The organism is Arthrobacter sp. NPDC080031 (assembly GCF_040702485.1).
GTDB lineage: Bacteria > Actinomycetota > Actinomycetes > Actinomycetales > Micrococcaceae > Arthrobacter.
Genome location: NZ_JBFBLA010000011.1, coordinates 139,120 through 155,201, shown reverse-complemented (window position 1 = coordinate 155,201; position 16,082 = coordinate 139,120). Strand labels below are relative to the sequence as shown.

20 protein-coding genes are annotated in these 16,082 nt (G+C 64.1%); 12 read left to right on the top strand and 8 right to left on the bottom strand.

Translation table 11 applies throughout. The annotated features are described in order from the left end of the window. Positions 1-4: 4 nt before the first annotated feature. Complete coding sequence (locus AB0323_RS11555; RefSeq protein WP_366177433.1) at positions 5-2,449, bottom strand: DNA topoisomerase; 2,445 nt, start codon at positions 2,447-2,449, stop codon at positions 5-7. 213 nt (positions 2,450-2,662) lie between these two features. Here AB0323_RS11555 and AB0323_RS11550 point away from each other — a divergent pair, with 213 nt between their 5' ends. Beyond that, positions 2,663-3,154, top strand: a complete 492-nt coding sequence (locus AB0323_RS11550) for a hypothetical protein (protein WP_225496625.1) — start codon at positions 2,663-2,665, stop codon at positions 3,152-3,154. 308 nt (positions 3,155-3,462) lie between these two features. Here the strand turns inward: AB0323_RS11550 and AB0323_RS11545 are convergent, their stop codons facing one another. From AB0323_RS11545 to AB0323_RS11535, 3 genes are all read right to left on the bottom strand, one after another. Further along, complete coding sequence (locus AB0323_RS11545; RefSeq protein WP_366177432.1) at positions 3,463-4,890, bottom strand: hypothetical protein; 1,428 nt, start codon at positions 4,888-4,890, stop codon at positions 3,463-3,465. Between the two features lie 266 nt (positions 4,891-5,156). After that, positions 5,157-6,194 (bottom strand): hypothetical protein, encoded by a 1,038-nt coding sequence (locus tag AB0323_RS11540; protein WP_366177431.1) that lies wholly within the window; start codon positions 6,192-6,194, stop codon positions 5,157-5,159. After that, positions 6,191-6,601: a hypothetical protein gene (locus AB0323_RS11535; RefSeq protein ID WP_366177430.1), complete on the bottom strand. Its 411-nt coding sequence runs from the start codon at positions 6,599-6,601 to the stop codon at positions 6,191-6,193. Before AB0323_RS11535 ends, AB0323_RS11540 begins: the two co-directional genes overlap by 4 nt. A 381-nt stretch (positions 6,602-6,982) precedes the next feature. Between AB0323_RS11535 and umuD the strand changes: the two genes are divergently transcribed. After that, on the top strand, positions 6,983-7,459 hold the full coding sequence (gene umuD / locus AB0323_RS11530; RefSeq protein WP_366177429.1) for a translesion error-prone DNA polymerase V autoproteolytic subunit: 477 nt from the start codon (positions 6,983-6,985) through the stop codon (positions 7,457-7,459). Between the two features lie 15 nt (positions 7,460-7,474). Further along, positions 7,475-8,779, top strand: coding sequence for a Y-family DNA polymerase (locus AB0323_RS11525; protein WP_366177449.1), 1,305 nt, complete (start codon positions 7,475-7,477; stop codon positions 8,777-8,779). 70 nt (positions 8,780-8,849) lie between these two features. Here AB0323_RS11525 and AB0323_RS11520 read toward each other — a convergent pair whose 3' ends face one another. Continuing rightward, on the bottom strand, positions 8,850-9,134 hold the full coding sequence (locus AB0323_RS11520; RefSeq protein WP_139126767.1) for a hypothetical protein: 285 nt from the start codon (positions 9,132-9,134) through the stop codon (positions 8,850-8,852). Between the two features lie 109 nt (positions 9,135-9,243). Further along, positions 9,244-9,717 (bottom strand): hypothetical protein, encoded by a 474-nt coding sequence (locus AB0323_RS11515; protein ID WP_366177428.1) that lies wholly within the window; start codon positions 9,715-9,717, stop codon positions 9,244-9,246. A 220-nt stretch (positions 9,718-9,937) separates the two neighbouring features. Between AB0323_RS11515 and AB0323_RS11510 the strand changes: the two genes are divergently transcribed. Then, positions 9,938-10,081 (top strand): hypothetical protein, encoded by a 144-nt coding sequence (locus AB0323_RS11510; RefSeq protein WP_366177427.1) that lies wholly within the window; start codon positions 9,938-9,940, stop codon positions 10,079-10,081. Positions 10,082-10,167: 86 nt separating this feature from the next. Here the strand turns inward: AB0323_RS11510 and AB0323_RS11505 are convergent, their stop codons facing one another. Next, a complete protein-coding gene (locus AB0323_RS11505) occupies positions 10,168-10,743 on the bottom strand; it encodes a mismatch-specific DNA-glycosylase (RefSeq protein ID WP_366177426.1) in 576 nt (191 codons plus the stop codon). A 240-nt stretch (positions 10,744-10,983) separates the two neighbouring features. Between AB0323_RS11505 and AB0323_RS11500 the strand changes: the two genes are divergently transcribed. Next, on the top strand, positions 10,984-11,571 hold the full coding sequence (locus AB0323_RS11500; protein WP_366177425.1) for a hypothetical protein: 588 nt from the start codon (positions 10,984-10,986) through the stop codon (positions 11,569-11,571). A gap of 95 nt (positions 11,572-11,666) precedes the next feature. Here the strand turns inward: AB0323_RS11500 and AB0323_RS11495 are convergent, their stop codons facing one another. Continuing rightward, entirely contained in the window at positions 11,667-12,515 is an 849-nt protein-coding gene (locus AB0323_RS11495) for a hypothetical protein (protein WP_366177424.1), read from the bottom strand. A 301-nt stretch (positions 12,516-12,816) separates the two neighbouring features. Between AB0323_RS11495 and AB0323_RS11490 the strand changes: the two genes are divergently transcribed. The 7 genes from AB0323_RS11490 to AB0323_RS11460 all read left to right on the top strand — a co-directional run bounded on the left by AB0323_RS11490 (position 12,817) and on the right by AB0323_RS11460 (position 15,977). Then, positions 12,817-13,452: a hypothetical protein gene (locus AB0323_RS11490; RefSeq protein ID WP_366177423.1), complete on the top strand. Its 636-nt coding sequence runs from the start codon at positions 12,817-12,819 to the stop codon at positions 13,450-13,452. Positions 13,453-13,524: 72 nt separating this feature from the next. After that, entirely contained in the window at positions 13,525-13,836 is a 312-nt protein-coding gene (locus tag AB0323_RS11485) for a hypothetical protein (RefSeq protein ID WP_366177422.1), read from the top strand. Positions 13,837-13,922: 86 nt separating this feature from the next. After that, positions 13,923-14,210: a hypothetical protein gene (locus AB0323_RS11480; RefSeq protein ID WP_366177421.1), complete on the top strand. Its 288-nt coding sequence runs from the start codon at positions 13,923-13,925 to the stop codon at positions 14,208-14,210. 200 nt (positions 14,211-14,410) lie between these two features. Next, positions 14,411-14,731 carry a hypothetical protein gene (locus AB0323_RS11475; RefSeq protein ID WP_366177420.1) on the top strand — a complete coding sequence of 107 codons (321 nt, stop codon included), beginning with the start codon at positions 14,411-14,413 and terminating at the stop codon, positions 14,729-14,731. Then, on the top strand, positions 14,731-14,970 hold the full coding sequence (locus AB0323_RS11470; RefSeq protein WP_133830785.1) for a hypothetical protein: 240 nt from the start codon (positions 14,731-14,733) through the stop codon (positions 14,968-14,970). The genes AB0323_RS11475 and AB0323_RS11470 overlap by 1 nt, the downstream gene beginning before the upstream one ends. Positions 14,971-14,989: 19 nt before the next feature. Continuing rightward, a complete protein-coding gene (locus tag AB0323_RS11465; protein WP_133830784.1) occupies positions 14,990-15,253 on the top strand; it encodes a hypothetical protein in 264 nt (87 codons plus the stop codon). A 232-nt stretch (positions 15,254-15,485) separates the two neighbouring features. Next, positions 15,486-15,977, top strand: a complete 492-nt coding sequence (locus AB0323_RS11460) for a single-stranded DNA-binding protein (protein ID WP_021473537.1) — start codon at positions 15,486-15,488, stop codon at positions 15,975-15,977. Positions 15,978-16,082: the final 105 nt, after the last annotated feature.

Genomic DNA, 16,082 nt, shown 5'->3' with positions numbered 1-16,082 from the left:
AACCTCAGCCAAAGGAGGGGACGAGCTTCTTCTTGCCGCCCTCGTTCCTCCACTGAAGCTCGGCGTCGAACTTCTTTCCCTTGTTCGAGGTGAAGCCCGTACCCTTGATCGTCTTGCCCGCGGTCAGTGCCGCGAGCTGGTCGTCGGTGAAGGCAACCCCGCACCAGCTCTTCGGCGGGGAGTCCAGGGAGGCCTCGAAGTCAGGCACGATCTTCTTACCCTCACCCTTCTTCTCCTCCCGGAAGAAGACCTTGCACTGGAAGCGGTTGCCCTTCTTTGAGACGAAGTCGCTGGACTCGACGCCCTCGCCAGCCATGAGGCGGTCGATCTCCTCGGGCGTAAAGGTGTAGTGGCACCAGGACGCCGGCGGCAGCGCGTTGCCGCTGGCGTCGCGCCGGCCGAAGCCGAGCTTCTGGAACCCGACGAACTTCCGGCCCTTGAAGGTGCCCTCGCCAAGCTCGCCGAAGACCTCATAGGCCTTGCCCGTGGTGCTCTTCGCCGAAAACTCGATCGTCTCCCCGGCCAGCAGCCGGGCGACCTCGTCGTCGGTGAAGCGGTGGCCGCCCCACTCACGCGCGAACACCACATCCTTGCCCGTCTTGACCCAGGTGCCCTGCGCCCGCTCCTTCCGGGTGACGGCCTCCTCCTTGAGCCCCAGTGCGGAGCGCATCGTCGCGGCGTTCTTCTGCATGGTCGCGATGTCTTCGCGCACCCAGTCGGCCACGACCGCGAGGCGCTCCTCTGCGCTCGGGCCCGTGCCCGCGGCAATCTCCTTCATATCGGCATAGACCTTCTCGGTCAGCGCCAGGTCGCCGATCCGGGTGCCCGGAAGCAGCCGCCAGCTCATGTCCCCGGCCTCGGCGAGGATGAGCTTGCGGCCCTTCTCCAACAGCAGCGGGTACTTCGTCTTCGTCGAGGTCACCTCGGAGTACGTCGAGGTCCGGGTGGCACCCGTGCCCACGTCGCGCTTCTCCAGCTGCTTCATGAGCCACTTCATGCTCGGGTGCTCGGGGCGCTTGTTCGCACCCCCGAAGACGAAGGGCTCAGCGTTGGTGCCCAGGCCCTTGGCCGATTCGTTCTCGTCGCCCTCGGCGGTGTCGTCGCCGGCGTCCGGATCGAACACCGCCTTCCAGCCCGCCGACATGGGCACGTTGGCGATGCCCACGAAGTCCGGATAGTCCTTGACGTGGCCCTTCTGCTGCTCGTAGACGTAGTCCTCGGCAATCATCGCCAGGTAGTTCTTGCCCAGGGTCTCGTAGATCAGGCGGCCGGCCTTGCCGAAACGCTGCTCGACGTCGTCCAGCGAGGACGGCACCTTCGGGCCGGGACGGTTCGCACCGTGCGCCCCCTGCGGCTTCACGTGGGTCTTGCGCGGCTCGCGGTGCGTCAGATGCTTGCGATCCACCCCGACCACGCCGGCGATCTTGTCCACCAGAGGCGCAAGCTCGTTGAACTGCTCAGGCGTGATCGTCTTGTCCTCGGTGCGCGGGTAGCTCACGACCTGGGCCTCGTACATGGACTGGTAGGTCGAGAGCACCAGCTGGGCCTTGATTCCCTTGCCGACCAGGATTGACGAGAGTGCGGCCAGGTCCAGCAGCTTCGGTGGCGGGGTCTGTTTCGTCGCCTTGCCGTCGAGCAGGACGGGGGAGGGGCCGTACTGGTTCGGCACCTGGTCCTTCTGGTCGAACCGCGGCTCCTCCGGGTTCGTGTACATCACGTCGTTCTCGTCACGGAACCGGTTCTGGAAGAACGGCTTCTTGACGTAGTCGTTATACGCCTTCAGCTGGTCGCCGACGAGCTTGATCATCGCCGACTTCAGCCGGCCCTGGCGCAGCACCGTGTCCTGCCCGGACTGGCGGGCCATGTTCGTGGCGATGCGGGTGAACTGCATCGAGAGCAGGTCGAACTGTGAGCGGTAGCGCGCCTTGCGGTACTCGTCGAAGTCCAGGAGCGACGGAATGGCCTTGCGCGCGGCGAAGGCCTTCTGCAGCGAGGCCGGAGCCTCATCACTGAAGTACATGCGCGACCACTTGCCCGGCTTCAGCCCCAACTCGAGGAAGGCATTGACCGCGATCATGCCGCCCTCGCCCGTGGGGTCGACGTCGGTGGCGATCACGATCTCGTCGCACTTGCCCAGGGTCCGCTTCACGTCCTGGGCGACAGAGCTCGCGTTCTTGATCACCTCCAGGCTCCAGTCCAGCTGCTGAGGGTCCCAGGGCAGGTTGCCCAGGTCCCAGGTCCGGTACTTCCCGGCCACGTCCGGATCCCCCACCATCCGGTGCGGATCGACGAACTCGTACAGGTGCCCCCGGGCGTGGGCGATGACGAACTGCTCCCCGTTGTACGTGCCGTTCATGCCGCCGAGGGCTGCAGCGAAGTGCCGCGCCGCGCTCGGCTTCTCGGTGAGGATCCCGACAACCATCATGACTCCCTTTCGTCGGTGACTCATAATCCAGTCGACTCATAAATCAGTCACAAGTCTATCGACAGAATGAGTCGAATGGCGAGTCGGTGCGAGCCGCACAGCGAGTCGAATGGGAGCCGCGAGACCCGCGCCGGCACGCCGGTCAGAGAGGGCCCGGATCATTCACGGCGACCCCGGATCGAGGTAACGTCTATAGAGTCGCCACCCGCTCACGCCCGACCCAGGAGCACGAATCCCATGGCCCTCGACCACGCTTTCCTGCGCACACCACAGGACTTCAGCAGCATGCTCATCGAGATGCAGGAGGGCAGCTGGCCGCCGGATGAGGCGGACGTCATCCGTATCGCCCAGGGGTGCTCGATGCTGATCGAGTGCATCGACGCCTGGGAGAGCGCCACGCACGGCAAGAACGTCTTCGACGTCGCCCGCGGAGAGATCTGCACGGCCGACGTACGGCGGCTCCTCGCCCAGGAGGTCTCACTGAGCTACGAGGGCGACGTCGCGGTGCTGCTGGTGCCGCCTGCGGACGAACGTGTGCGCGTGGAGATCCGCGCCGACGTCGACGAATACCAGGGCCTGCTGCGCCGTCCGGAGATGGTCCTGGATTGGGAGCATGATGGCAAGCAGCACGAGCACTACATCTCACTTAAGCCCAAGGGCGCGCACTGGTACATGCTGTCGCAGCTGCGCGACGACATGAAGGAAGGCCGGCTCACCGTCCGGTCGTAGCGGCCAGGCCGTGGGCCTCCTTGCATCCTCTGGAATGAAAATCAGCCCGTTGCCTGATGGCAACGGGCTGATCGTTTCGGCTGCAAAGCGGCGCTTGGCCGCCAATCGGCAGTGCGACGCCCAGGCGGGCACGGTAGGTCTTCAGGACCGGCCGGTTCGCCATCCCCCCGCCTCGAGGAGCACGGTACAGCCCGAGCTGCACCAGAGCCTGGGAAATCATCCCTGGGCACCTGATACCCGGATGTGCTGACCGAGCTCAATGGCAGCGGCAGATGACGAAATCGAGTCTCGCCTTCATTGGAAACGGTTTACGGCAATTCATTTTCAGCATCGTTGGCACTGCCTGCCAACTCTGCGCGTCGGGCCTCAAACAGCATTTCATTGATTGCGAACTCCGCGTTCCCTGACCACGCTTCGCTGCCGAATGCAGTGATGTCGTAGTACTCGGGGATGCCGTCGCCTTCTGGATCGGCAAAACCAACCCCAAGGTCGTCGCATTTCAGCATGAGCTTCCACTCGCCATACGAAGCCGCCAACTCCCAGTTGCCGAGGTAGCTGCCGTAAATTGTGAGATCCAGGGGAGCCCCGGCAACGTCTACCACCAAATTGGAGGATTGGTTCCTTCGCTGTTCCGGCCAAGACGCCAGGCCATCCAGTTCGACGGTGACCCCTGGAACCAGAGTCAGAGAATCCATGACGCTCTCCAGCGCGTCACTTTGCTCACTCCAGCCACTTCCACCTGCATTGAGATAGCAGTTTGTCACCAGCGCGTCCTCAGCTGACGTGGAGCCAGCGGGAAGGGAGATATCCGCTCGCAGAAGGGCCCTTGGGAGAGTTGCTTCCTGCGTCCTGGTGTTTCCACGGCTCCACGGAGATTCCAGAAGGCCTGCGATCCTCACCTCTGCAAGATAGAAGGCCGTGAACGTCAATGCAGTGGCGTCCTGCTTGGTGTGGTTGAGACCGACCAGTTTGGCAGAGGCGGCATCGACGTCGAACGAAAGGGAGGAAAAATCGTCGGGTACCAGATCCGCCCAGTCACCCATATGCCCTTCGCTGATCGTGACGTCCCGCAACAGAACATTACCCTCGTAGGCAAGCCGCAGAGCCAGGCTGAGCCCGTCGGCATCACTTGGAACTGAACCGAATATCTTTTCTGTGGCCCTCCTAAGATCGTTGAAGATGTGGGGACCTTCTGCCCCGAGCCACTGCTGGTAGGCGGTGCGGGTGTCCTTGTCTGCCGAGACAACCACATACTCCAGGTCCCGGCTTCGCCCCTCATGGATGTACGCGCGGAGGTGAGCGCTGTCGGCTGCGCCGGTTTTTACCTCACTCTTTCGTTTGGCCGGTCCTTCCAGCAGGATCTGGTCACGAAGAGCTTCATGGGCAAAATCTGCGGTACTGAGGACACGAATGCTGGACCCCAAGGATGTGATGACCCCGCGAAGGTCCAGCGCGATGTCTTTGGCTGTCTTTTCGTCCGGGACCTCGACCGAAAACCCGGCACTGTGAAGCTTTTTTGTCGCGGCCCGAAGTGTTACGTAGTGGGCGTGCAGGTGCTGGCCCCATTCCCAGATAGCGGTGTCCGTTACCCAGATTTCAATGCGTCCGTGCTTATCAGCGCGGGAACAAAGGGACCTCAGTGTTTCCATGCCGGGTGCTTCGGCGAAGATGTTTGTGTCGAGCGCGATTGCTGCGACGCGGCTGAAGTTTGGGTCGGACCCGGCAGCAGTTTCCATGCCCTGATCGTCGGGCAAAGTTGACCAATTCGACAAATTGTCCCGTCACAAGCTTTCTTACGGTTCGCGAAGACGCACTCCAGGACCAACGACAAATCCGAAAAGACCTATGTCAAATCATGGGGCTGACGCCCGGTTTCCTTCATTTCTGCGTTGCCGGGCCGGTCGTCGCGGCCCTCCTCCACCTTCTTCCTGGCCCGCCTCCTTGTCGACCTTCTCCCAGAACCGCTCGGCGTCGGTCGCTGTACTCCTGTGCGTGGCGGTGCTCACCGGATCGGCCGCCCTTCCCGCTCGCGCTCAAGCTTCGCCTGCTTCTTCGTCGCCTCCCGCACCCGATCCCGGACGAAGACCGCGTCTTTGTGCGTGATCGGAGCCTCGTGGACATTGTGCGAGCCGCGCAGGAAGTTGCTCGTGCGGTCCGCGATCGAGTACGCGACTGCCTGCTCGATCGCCGCGCTGGTCTCCTTTACCTCACCCAGCTGCCCGTGAAGCGCGGCCAGGCCCTGGGTCTGCTCATGGCCCCTCCGCTCCAGGGCTTCCATGCGCGCCGCGATGCTGCCCAGCAGCGGATCACGGGCGCGGAACAGCTGCGCCGCGCGCCAGGTGGCGGCATCAGTCGCCAGTCCAAGGTCGAGCTGGGCCAGCAGAAAGGCCGTGACCAGGCTTGCCTGGCTCAACCGCTCGGCGAACTCGCGGGCTGCCGTGTCGCCGACACCGAGCTCACGGACGGCCGCTGAGCGCAGCTGCTCCCGCAGCGCGCCGACGATGGCCTCGGGCAGGGCCCGGACGGCAGGCTGGCTCTTCACGCCGTCGAGCCGGAAGCCGCTCTGTGGCAACGACTCGCTGCCCTCGTCCCCTCCGCCGGAGCCGCCCCTGGCCGCCGCAGACTGCACGGCCTCCTGATGGTCGGTGTGCTGGAGCGGGACGGGCGGGAGGAGGTTGGCATCTTCCGGCGGCGACACCGGGAGGGCCGCGGGGTGCGCTTCGGCGTCTGCGTCGTCGTGCACCTGCGGCGTCGCTGCTGTGTCCACGGCGACGGCGTCGCTCTGGGCCGGGGGAGTGGCGCTGCCTGCTCCCGATCCTCCCCGCTGGCCAGCACCGGTGTCCCGGTCGAGGTCCTCGGCGCTCTGCTGGGGGGCCTCATCCTTCTCCGGCGAGTCCTGCTCCGGCTCCGCCGGCTGTGCCCGTTCCTGGGCCCGCTTCAGGCCCTCGCTCCCGCCGGTCCGGTACGCATCGAGGAAGGACGTGTCGACGTCCATCAGCTCGTCGGTGGACGGCATGATCCCGTTCAGCCCCTGGCTCACGTCAGCTCCCCGTTCTCCTCGTCCAGCAGATAGTTGTCGCCCCTGGTCAGCCCGAGCAGGGAATCGAAGCCCATGGTCACGACCCGCTCGAGGTTGGCGTTGTTCGTCGAAAGCGCCTTGAGCTCGTCGACGACCTGGTTGATGCGTGCGGTGAGCAGATCAGGGATGTCGAAGTCGAGATTCTCGCGCCGGATCTTCTCGGCGATCGCCTCGGCGTAATACTCGTTGGCGGAGGGGTAGCCGCGCCGCTGCGCCCAGTACTCCGCCCGCTGCTTCTCGTCCGAGGACAGGCGGGTAAAGACCCGCTCCCTGCGGTCGCTGCCGTTCTGGTCGGTGCTCGGTCCACCGGACCTGGTCGCAGCCCGCGCAGCGGGAGGCGCAGCCCTCGGCTCGTCGACGACGGTCATGTCTGGCCTCTCCTGTCATATTCGACTGATGTACGAGTCCATTCTAACGTCATTCGATTGTCTGTCACGAATGATTGCGCAATGACTTGTGATAGACCTTTGCGGAGAGGTCGGGCAGAGAGGTAGGGTCATCTGCGTCACCCGGTCAGCGCCTGATCGCGTGTCCCAGGCTGCCTCGGTTCCTCGACCCCAAGTCCGGGGCCGCTGAACGTTGGTTCGCACCTCCCGTTCGTGCGGAAAAGAGAAGGCCCCGACGCGCATGAAGCGCACCGGGGCCTTTATTCCTGCCTGCAGTCCCAGGGCCCAGGCCCGTCCGGTCCGCCCGTCATTTGCTCCACGTTGCGTGCCGTTCCCGCCCGGGCGTACGATTCCATCGAACATATGTTCGAAAAGGAAGTGGACATGCAGGCCTCGCAGCCAGAACCGTTGGCGCTCGACGAGCCGCTGATACTCCCGTTTGCGCCGGAAGCCGTCGCCTGCGGCTTCCCCAGCCCTGCAGAGGGATATTGGTCCGGGGACCTTGATCTTGTCCAGCACCTGGTCCGGGACCCAACCTGTACATTTGTCTGGCGTGCAGCCGGCCATTCCATGACCGGAGCGGGAATCAATGACGGCGACCTGCTGCTCGTGGACCGGGGGATCGATCCCGTTCCGGGCAAGATCGTGATCGCCGTCGTTGACGGCGAATACACCGTCAAGCGGCTGGACGTCATCCAGGGACGTACCGTTCTCGTGGCAGAGAACCTTGACTATGCGGACATCGTTCTCCACGAACACACCGCGATGTCAGTCTGGGGCGTGGTCACATGGATTCTGTCTCCTGCGAAAACCAAACGTGGTGTCAGACCCCGCCTATAGTCTCCGGCCGTGGCAATGACGACTCTCACCCCAGCACCCGATCAAATCGCTCTCGTAGACTGCGTCTCCTTTTACGCCAACGCGGAGCGCGTCTTCGACCCCACGCTGCATGACCGGCCGACCCTTGTCCTCTCGAACAATGACGGCTGTGTGGTTGCCGCGTGCCCGCTGGTGAAGGAGCTCGATCCTGACATCATGGGCAAGCCGTGGTTCAAGATCCGCGGCTGGTGCCAGGCCAAGGGCGTCGAAGCCAGGTCATCGAACTATGAGCTCTATGGCTCGCTGAGTGCACGGGTTGCCACCATTCTGGGCCGCTTCAGTGCGTGGCAGGAAGTGTATTCGATCGACGAAAGCTGGCTGAAGCTGCGGGGCGCTCCTGAAGAACTCGAATCACGGGGACAGGAGATCCGACGGACTGTCCTCCAGCTGACCGGAATTCCTGTCCGCGTCGCGATCGGTCCCACGAAGACCCTCGCCAAGGTAGCGGCTCTCGGCATCAAGAAAAACCCCGGGTTCAATGGAGTTCTCGATCTCCGGCGGTTTTCGGAGGAGCAGCTTGACCGGATCCTTGACTCCCTCCATGTGACTGACCTCTGGGGCGTCGCCGGGCGTAACGGCACGCGCCTGGCTGCGCTCGGCATCCACACGGCCAGAGAACTGCGCGACGCTGATGCCAAATGGCTCCGCAAACGGTTCTCCGTCGTCATGGAAAGAACCATCCTGGAGCTGCGCGGGCAAAAATGCATCGAGCTGGAGACCCAGCCGCCGGCTGCCAAGGACCAGCTGATCTATTCCAGGAGCTTCTCGCGCAAGCTTACGGACCCTGACGAGATGCACCAGGTTCTGTCGATCTACGCCCAGCGGGTCTCAGCACGTCTTCGGGCCCAGGGGTCCGTCGCCGGCGTGCTCTCGGTGTGGGCTTCGACCGGCTGGGCCGACGAAGGAACCGTCCCGCATTCAGCCCACCGGGCTGTTCCGCTGGCCATGCCGACCGATGACCCGATCGCGCTTACGAAAGCTGCCAGTGCGATCCTGCCTGATCTGTTTCCGACCGCCGGTATCCGCTACGCCCGTGCAGGAGTTGTGCTCACGGGACTGCGCGCGGGTGACGGCGTGCAGTTCTTACCTGTGTTCCAATCCGAATTCGAAGATCGGGGAGTAGGGAAGGTACTTGACGAGATCACGAGAAAGCTCGGCGCGCAGGCTGTGGGTGTGGGCCTGGGCGGCATGAAGACCCCGCCGGCGTGGGAGATGAAGCGCGCCATGCTCTCGAAGCGCTGCACGACCCACTGGGACGAGCTGCCGGTCGCTGTGGCATAGCGGGGTAAGGGAAGCGCAGGACCTCAACAGCACCCGCGCCGGCAGCAAACTCGAGCAGCGACCTGCCACATTAAAGCGCGGCTTCGAGTTCCTCCGAGGAATACCCGAACATGTAATCCTCATCCTTACCGTGTGAGGCCCAGATCTGAGCTGCATCGTAAACACTCAGCGCCTCGCTGTCGTCATCGTCATCGTCATCTAGACCGTAGCGACACTCAAGGCAGTACATCTCGGAGTAAACAAACTTTTTCACCAGGGGCGTCCCACAGTTGGGGCACGGGGGCGTTTCACCCTCGTAGACATCGATCTCGTCCCAGCTTTTTTCCTTCTTCGCCAGGAAATCAAAGATACCCAAAGGCCCTACCGTCCCAATACGTCCCGCCGAAGCCGTTTCTGATATGACACAAACCGCTGACGACAAGCACAACCGCAATTTTCGACACGGTCAGTATCGCATGCGCCTGTTAGGTACTACCTCCACGCGAGTAAGGCGATACCTGGACGAACTTTGTCTCGGTGCCGCCGGGACCGTAGTGCTGCACGCGCTGGTGCCCGCTGACATTATGCTCGGTCGGAGACTTTCTGCTGGCCTCCCCGCCGATGCCCTCGAAAGCCGCCTCCGTGAACTCAGGGATTTTCTCCCAGACCGCCGCGCTGACCTGCTTGAATGCTTCGGGCGACCTCAGTGTCAACAACGTGACCGCGCCAGCAGCCGCAAGAGCGCCAACGGCGAGACCTGTCTTGAAAGCCGGATGCTCCTTGATCCGCTGCCAGCGGGTCGGGCCCTGGCTCATATCCTGCTCGCAGGCTCCGGCGGCCTCAGGGTTGCGCACTTCACTGGGCTCAGACTGGACTGACTTGTCCTTGGGCTGCGGAAGACGTGATGGATTGAGCGGCTGCGCCCGATCGCACGGGCCTTCTTGATCATGATCGGGCACTCGGGCAGTCTATCCTTTACCGGCCATCCCAGTCTCACTCCGGTCCGATTCAAGTTGCCGACCGTAGTCCGACACCGTTGATGGCGCGCCGATCAGAGACTCTCATTTCACAGCTTAGGCAGGCTACTCACTGCGCATGCTGTTACTTGACAACTTTCTCTTCTCCAACGGACAGAGGACGGCCGAGCAGGGCTCTATGCTCAGAGCTATGGAGGTTGAATTGACCATTGAAGATGCCCAGGGCGAAATGATGCGCGTCAGCGCGACGGGCCCCGACTATGACACCGCCATGGCTGCGGCGAAAGCAAAAATCCCGGAAGGCTCCCGGGCAATCGTCATCCGCGTCGCGGACCGGGAGGCCTAATCGACCCAGGAAGCGACAAAGCTGCCCGGGCCATCGAGAGCATGAATTCTCGGAACCAGATGTCGGTCGATCGAGCGGCTGCGGATTCACTGCTGCCGATCAGTTTCTCCAACCCGCACATCGCTGGTGACAAGCTGACCCATCTCCAGCCAATAGTCGATGGCTGCATGCGTCCCACCCGCGCTGTTCTTGCACAACCGCGCATCCGAGACTCGAGGAGAGCTGCCAGGGGCCACATAAACGCGGCTCTGGCCCAGCTTCCATTCCTGTAGCCCAAAACCGCCGCACCTATGCCCGTTGAAGCGCGCGTGCTTCTTGGCGTGCTCCGCCCCATTGAAGACCACCCATGCCGGAGTCAAAGGTAGTACACGATCCAGGAATCCCTGATGGTCGTAGGCGAGGCCTCTGTTGTTCCCTTGAGCCACCGTCTTGTTCAGGTCTGTTACACCAACCCCGTACTCGAGGAGTTTCAGTTCATCCTTCGGGCGAAGGATGACGTCAGTGAGCCCAGCAAGGAACAGTCGCCGCCAAAACGAGTTCTGAATATTGGAGTAATAGTGCCCCTCCCGGGCGCTCACATTCCCGACTGCCGTGCCGACAACGACGACGTGAAGCCCCGGGGCGAGGATGTCAGATAGAACGTGCTCGGACCTGTCAGGCATAGCTACTCCTCAGATAGTGGAACAGACGTCGCCGTGAGATTTCCAAGGAAGTCCACGCCCGTGTTGAGGAATCACGCCTTATGTTGAGCGACGCAAGTAGCCAAATTATGCGCCTGAAATGAGACCCAAGACCAGTCAATCGTTCTCACCGTGGCGTGGGCCTCTATGTCATACGTGCATGCAAAGCTGAAACATCACCGACGGCCATTTCCGTCGGGCCAGCACAGCACGAGGGGGATCATGACTGACATTTTTATTTCCGAGCCCGAATTCTGGTGGCGCGCCGACGCCGGGCAGATCCGTAAATTCGTACCCGTCGATCCCGATGTCGAGGACGGGCGTCAACGCTGGGACGATCGCGAGCAGATTCGCTGGGGCCTCGTGACACAAGCTGTCATCCGGGTCTCCCAGGCACTGGCCGCCGGCGAGTGGGAGCGGGACGAAGAAGACGACGGAGCCCACGGACTGGTCCGGATCGACACTGAGGACCTGACCGCCCAGGAGAAGAAGATCGTCCAAAAGTGGTTCAGCATGGATGAACCCGTGCGCATGGATCCCTGGTTCGAACCACTGCAGAACGGCCGGCACCGCCTGTGGTCGACGCTGGACTTCTTCGGCGGTGAACCAGTTCCGATCAAGGGTGACGCCCTCTGCTATGCCAACCCGGCGGACACTGAGGTACTGGGGCAGAACTGGCAACAGCTCTTCGTGATGAACGTCCAGGATCTCGCCGCCGTGGACTGGTTCGACACCACTGACCCCGTCAATATCCGGTTTGCCAACGCACTGAGGACTGCGGCGGGCGGACATTTCCCGGCATCGTGCTGATCCGGCTGACCCAACGAAAAGAGATCACCCCGGGAAGCATCAGCTTCCCGGGGTGCATTGTTTTCCGACCAGCCTGGCGCAGGTTTTGATGCCCGTCAGGCCTTCCTGCCCTTCGTTGTCGCACTGGCCGTGCAGTCCACGAGCGCCGAAGTGAAGTCTTTCGACTTCCAGATCTTCTTGTCCTCGTCCTTGGGCAGGAAGTCCGAGATCGATCCGGCCCCTATTGGTGCGCCGCCGGCGAGGAAGCGCAGCGTCTCCTGCGAGAACCCCGCCTGGAAGACGACGCCCGCCAGGCAAGCGCCCGAGGCTGCGTAGGTCTTCTTCTGATCCTCGTTCAGCGCATAGGAGGAGAACGTCGAAACGAGCCCCGCGGTCAGCTGCGACGAGGAGTTGATGCTCGTGCCCTGCGGCACCGGGAACTTCGGCGTGAGATCCGGCTGCCGGGCCTGGGGGAGCTCCTGTCCCTGCTTCGGCGGCGCGTAGACCTGATCCTTGCCGTCCTTGCTGGTCGTGGCACCCGGGGCAGGGGTCGGCGGGATCACCGCGTCGACGCAAGCGTCGAACTTGTCGCGCAGCTCGGGGGAGAGCATGATCGCGGCGTCCATCGCGCTGACCTCGCGCAGGCCATTTGCCACCGCGGCGATGTCGTCGCTGCCCTTGCCCACGATGTAGGCCTGCGCGGCGTCCGAGAGCTTCTTATCTTGGACGGCGCGGACCAGGCACGCGCCGCCGTCGGTGCTCTTGGCCCCGGTGCCCTGGAACACGAGCCGGTCCAGCGCCTTGCCGAGGTCCTCGCTGGTCACCTTCGCCGCGCTGGTGCTCGGGCTCGGCGACGGCTGCGCCGTCTCTGAGCCGGCGGAGCATCCGGCGAACAGGCTGCCCAGCACCGCCAGTGCGGCGGCGGACAATGCCGCCTTCCTCGTCATCGGGGTCTTCATCGCCATGGCCTCTCATGTCGGGTCGATGTCTGCGCCGGATGGCACAGAGCCCGCATCCGACTGGTCTTCCAGTACATCTTATCCGATAGGCCAATCGAATGGTCTATCGGTTGATGCGCGAAGAGCGACACCAAAGACGGCTGACAGAAGGTCTGCGCCAGGCCCTGGCGATGCCGGGTATCGCCAGGGGGCAGCTGGGCTGGGAGGGATCAACGGAGTTGATCCGGACGGGTGCTCGACGCGTCCCGAGCGCGTCACCCGGTCCCTGGTGGGCCGGGTCGGGACGGCATGCCGCGCCCGGACGACTGTGCCGACGGACCTGATGCCGCGCTGCCAGATCGCGGACCCGCAGGTGCAGGAGCACCTGCCGTGCCAGCACCACGAGAGCGGCGGCGTCCAGTGCGAGAACCCCGATCCGCACACGGACGATCACTGGATTTCGGAGCACACAATTTCCCACGCGCTGGCCGGAAACGGCTACGCCTGCACGGCATTCGACCCCGCAGAGCCGGCCCAAACCTTCCAAGGGTCTGTCCAGACCTACACCGAACAGCAGATGGTCGACGCGCTCCTGCGCTGCGTTGCGGACCGGGACAGCCTCCCGCGCAACGACTACATCCGCCGCAGACACGACGACGAACCATCCGCGCCGCTGCTGGAGCGCCGGTTCGGCTCCTGGAATGCAGCCCTGGAGAGAGCGGGCCTGAACACCACCGAGCAGCCGCTGCACTTCCAGAGCGCGACCACGAAGTGGACCGAGGAGATGATCCTCGACGCCCTGCGCGAGTGCTGGATCAAGACCGGCTCCATCGCCGTGCTCGCCTACGAGGCCTGGCGCACCGGCGGCACCGACGGCATCTGCCGGACCCATGTCCCGCCGGCAGCCACCATCCGGTTCCGGATGGGCAGCTGGTCGCGGGCCACGCAGCTCGCCGTGGGCTGAGCCGGCGGCCCTGGCGCGGGTGGCTGCCATCCCGCTCATCCCACTGACCGCACACAGACCAAGGACTCCATCATGACGATCGCCCGCCCCCTCCATGACGTCATCGACGACGCACCGCCGTCGGACGCCATCGCACAGCAGATCCAACTGCAGGCCGCCGCTGCGCTCCTGCCCGAACAGGAGTGGTGCGGCGGCTGCACCCCCGGGGACGATCCGGTGCCCGACGTCGAGGGCGGCATCCCTGGCATGCCGCAGGACGTCGTCCTGCGCATGACGGAGCCGCTGCCGCTGCCCGCGGACTGGAAGGCCGCCTGGGGCCCGGCCCCGCTCTACGGCATCGCGTACCTCGCCTGTGGGCACACCGTTGCCCGCCGGGCCTCCTGACCCGGGGCAGGGATACAGCGACGCAGCGCAGCTGCGTCGGGGGACTCATCGACTGAACCATCGACCAATAAAGGAGCGTCCCGCTCATGCCCATGACACCACTGCAGAGCTGGGCCCTCATCGTGCTCCTCGCCGTCTTTGTGCTCGGGCTCATCTGCCTCTACGCCGAGGCCGAGGCTGCGCTCCGGCGCAGACATACAGACAAGGCGGCAGCACAGCAGCCGCAGGCCGAGGAGGCAGACAGCTCACTCGTTCCCATTCCTGTACCCACCGCCCGCCCGGCCCTTCGTCTCATCCAGGGGCAGGGCCAGGGCTCCGCGAGGTCCCGTCGCGGTCCCGCCGAGGTCTATGACTGGGCCCGCCGGGGAATCTAAAGAGACCCCTTCCGGCCCCTGGCCTCCTGCGCGGCTGGGTCGAGACTTCATGCGGCCAACCGCCGCACCACGAACAGCCCCGGGCCGTCGCGAGAAGCGCCGGACACACCGTTCCCGCCGCAGCCCGGCAACGAAGCCACGGCGACTCGGGGTCAACAACCATTCACCTGCCCGTGCAGGCATCGAAAGCGAGAAGAACCATGGACCAGACCATCGCACCGCCCCTCATCAAGCACAGCGTCGCCGTCGACTTCGGCGTCATCGAGCTCACGGGCACCCTGCAGCACGCCGACGCCCAGCGCAGCCTCATACTCCTGACCGACGAGGCCCCCGAGCGCATCTCGGTGAACCTCGAGGCATATGGCCTCGTAGTCGGCCCGGGGCGGGTGTTCATCAAGGACTGGTCGGAACACGCTGGCCTGGCCGAGCGCCTGCAGGATGCGGGGCTCGTCCGCATTATGCGCTCCGTGACCGTCGGCCCGTTCGCCTCCACCGCCCACGAGGTCGAGGTGACGCTCTGATGGCCGCGGACACCCATGCGCTGAGCGTCCTGAAAGTGAACACCGGCCACCTCGAGAAGATCGAACAGCTCCAGGGGCGGATGCTCGCCCTCGGCGAGGAACAGCTGGAGGTCGAGCGCCGCCAGCTCGAGGCCCAGGACACGCAGAACGTCCTCGCCTGGCTGCAGCTGCAGCAGGCCCAGGGACATACACCCGACCCGACGCTCATGGACCTGGTCCGCCGGCGGCTGCGGATCTGAAGCAGACAGGAGAAACGCCATGGACAACATCATCGAGAGCACCGGAGTCCTCATCACCACTCTTGCCTTCATGATCTGCCTCGCGTGGCTGGGCTGGTTGCTGTTCCGGCGACGGTTCCCGAACCGGGACGGGCAGATCGCGTACCTGGAGGAGGACTACCGGCGGGCCTGCGAGAGCGGAGACGTGGCCGCGGCCGATCAGATCGAGGCCGAACTCTGGGATCTGGGAGCAGCACCGGGCTGGCCTGGGGCCGGGCGTACCGGGTTCGATCAGCGCAGCTGATGCGGGACCCGTGATGCAAGGGCATCTGGGATCAACGCAGTTGATCCGGAAGGAGCACTGAGGAGCGCTCGATCAGCACAGCTGATCCGAGTCTTCATTCGAAAGATCATCGTCTGATCAGCACAGCTGATCCGGATGGGGGTCTGAGAGACAACCGAACACTTCAACTCACCATCGCGCGCGGAGCAGGGACACTGCCCGCGCGTTTCGTGCACAACGAGGAGAAACACTCATGTCGAACCCCCGCAACTCCGCCACCGTCATCGGCCGCCTGACCAAGGACCCGGTCGTCTTCAACAACCAGGACGGCTCCAAGAAGGTCGCGTTCACCCTGATGGCCGACCACAACTACACCGACAGCCAGGGCAACCGCGGCGCTGACGCTGTGCCGGTCGAGGCTTTCGTGCGCGCGACCACCAACGGCATCGGCCCGTTCGCGAGCATCCACAAGGGTGACCTCGTGGCCGTGAACCTCAAGCTGCGCCAGGACCGCTACACCAAGAACGGCGTCGAGGTCTTCGAGCTCAAGGCAGTCGTCGAGGACATCACGTTCCTCGAGCCCCGCTCGGTGACCCAGGCCCGCGTGAACGAGCGCGTCGCTGCCGCCGAGGCGCAGAACCAGGCCCTGCAGACCCAGCCGGCTCCGGCTCCCGTCGCAGCCGCTGCCGCACCGCAGCCGGCCGTCGCCAGCGCCGTCCACAGCGAGGAGCTGCCCTTCTCCTGAGAAGCGCGGACCGCACCCAGCACAACCCACAACTGAATAACAACCGAATAGGCGGGTCACGCACGCCGACAGTCCCCGTCCGAGGAGCCTCGCGCTGCTCGGACG

Coding starts and splice junctions, on each gene's coding strand:
- AB0323_RS11555 (WP_366177433.1), bottom strand. CDS start 2,449: ATGAGTCACCGACGAAAGGGAGTCATGATGGTTGTCGGGATCCTCACC.
- AB0323_RS11550 (WP_225496625.1), top strand. CDS start 2,663: ATGGCCCTCGACCACGCTTTCCTGCGCACACCACAGGACTTCAGCAGC.
- AB0323_RS11545 (WP_366177432.1), bottom strand. CDS start 4,890: ATGGAAACTGCTGCCGGGTCCGACCCAAACTTCAGCCGCGTCGCAGCA.
- AB0323_RS11535 (WP_366177430.1), bottom strand. CDS start 6,601: ATGACCGTCGTCGACGAGCCGAGGGCTGCGCCTCCCGCTGCGCGGGCT.
- umuD (WP_366177429.1), top strand. CDS start 6,983: ATGTTCGAAAAGGAAGTGGACATGCAGGCCTCGCAGCCAGAACCGTTG.
- AB0323_RS11525 (WP_366177449.1), top strand. CDS start 7,475: ATGACGACTCTCACCCCAGCACCCGATCAAATCGCTCTCGTAGACTGC.
- AB0323_RS11505 (WP_366177426.1), bottom strand. CDS start 10,743: ATGCCTGACAGGTCCGAGCACGTTCTATCTGACATCCTCGCCCCGGGG.
- AB0323_RS11500 (WP_366177425.1), top strand. CDS start 10,984: ATGACTGACATTTTTATTTCCGAGCCCGAATTCTGGTGGCGCGCCGAC.
- AB0323_RS11495 (WP_366177424.1), bottom strand. CDS start 12,515: ATGGCGATGAAGACCCCGATGACGAGGAAGGCGGCATTGTCCGCCGCC.
- AB0323_RS11485 (WP_366177422.1), top strand. CDS start 13,525: ATGACGATCGCCCGCCCCCTCCATGACGTCATCGACGACGCACCGCCG.
- AB0323_RS11480 (WP_366177421.1), top strand. CDS start 13,923: ATGCCCATGACACCACTGCAGAGCTGGGCCCTCATCGTGCTCCTCGCC.
- AB0323_RS11475 (WP_366177420.1), top strand. CDS start 14,411: ATGGACCAGACCATCGCACCGCCCCTCATCAAGCACAGCGTCGCCGTC.
- AB0323_RS11470 (WP_133830785.1), top strand. CDS start 14,731: ATGGCCGCGGACACCCATGCGCTGAGCGTCCTGAAAGTGAACACCGGC.
- AB0323_RS11465 (WP_133830784.1), top strand. CDS start 14,990: ATGGACAACATCATCGAGAGCACCGGAGTCCTCATCACCACTCTTGCC.
- AB0323_RS11460 (WP_021473537.1), top strand. CDS start 15,486: ATGTCGAACCCCCGCAACTCCGCCACCGTCATCGGCCGCCTGACCAAG.